Here is a 1,445-nt window from a genome sequence, read left to right on the forward strand (position 1 = left end):
CGGGTCAGCCCATTTCCTCCAGGGCCTTGCCCTTGGTCTCCTTCACGAACTTGAGCACGAAGGGGATGGAGAGGGCGGCGAAGACCGTGTAGATCACGTAGGTGCCGGAGAGGTTCCAGTCGGCCAGCGACGGGAAGCTCGCGGTGATGGCCCAGTTGGCGATCCACTGCGCGGAGGCGGCCACGCCCAGGGCGGCGGCGCGGATCCGGTTGGGGAACATCTCGCCGAGGAAGACCCAGACGACCACGCCCCAGGACAGGGCGAAGAAGAGGACGAAGATGTGGGCGGCGATCAGGGCGACCCAGCCCTGGGTGGCCGGGAGCTTGCCGTCGACCAGGTCGAAGGAGAAGGCCCAGGCCTCCAGCGCCAGTCCGATCACCATGCCGACGGAGCCGATCAGGGCCAGCGGCTTGCGGCCGACGCGGTCCACGAAGATCATCGCGATCACGGTGCCGATGATGTTGATGATCGACGTCGTGAACGAGTAGAAGAAGGAGTCCGTCGGGTCGACGCCGACCGACTGCCACAGCGTCGAGGAGTAGTAGAACGCGACGTTGATGCCGACGAACTGCTGGAAGACGGAGAGGCCGATACCGATCCAGACGATCGGCTTGAAGAAGAAGCTGCCGCCGAGCAGCTCCTTGAAGCTGGCCTTCTCCTCGCGGTGCATGGCGTGTTCGATCTCGGCGATGCGGGCGTCGAAGTCCACGTCCCGGCCCTCGACCTCTTCGAGGATCTTCTTGGCGCGCTCGCGCTTGCCCACCGAGATCAGGAAGCGGGGGGATTCGGGGATGGCGAAGGAGAGCAGGCCGTACAGGACGGCCGGGACCACCATGACGCCGAGCATGACCTGCCAGGCCTCCAGGCCCATCAGCTCGCCGCGCTGGTCACCGCCGGCGGCGTTCAGCAGGCCCCAGTTGACCAGCTGGGAGACGGCGATGCCGATGACGATCGCGGCCTGCTGGAAGGAGCCGAGCCGGCCGCGGTAGGCGGGCGGGGAGACCTCGGCGATGTAGGCGGGGCCGATCACCGAGGCCATGCCGATGGCGAAGCCGCCGATGACGCGCCACATGGCCAGGTCCCACAGCGCGAAGGGCAGTGCGGAGCCGACGGCGCTGACGGTGAACAGGACCGCCGCGATCTGCATGCAGCGGATGCGGCCGATGCGGTCCGCGATCCGGCCGGCGGTCGCGGCACCGATGGCACAGCCGATCAGTGCGACGGCGATGACCTGGGCCAGCACCGCGGAGCCGACGTCGTAGCGGTCCCGGATCGCCTCGACCGCGCCGTTGATCACGGAACTGTCGTAGCCGAACAGGAAACCGCCCATCGCGGCCGCCGCCGCGATGAAGATGACGTGCCCGAGATGATCGGGATGAGCCGTCCTGGCTCCTGAATTGGGCGCCTGCGATGTGCTGGCCACGTGAACTCCTCGGGCTACCGGC

Annotated in this window: 1 protein-coding gene; it reads right to left on the minus strand. The window is 67.6% G+C overall.

Going from position 1 to position 1,445, the window contains the following annotated elements:
- Positions 1 to 4: 4 nt before the first annotated feature.
- Positions 5 to 1,423, minus strand: coding sequence for a sugar porter family MFS transporter (locus ACZ56V_RS39430; RefSeq protein WP_467383609.1), 1,419 nt, complete (start codon positions 1,421 to 1,423; stop codon positions 5 to 7).
- Between the last annotated feature and the right edge of the window lie 22 nt (positions 1,424 to 1,445).

This window comes from Streptomyces sp. NPDC034099, assembly GCF_055575415.1.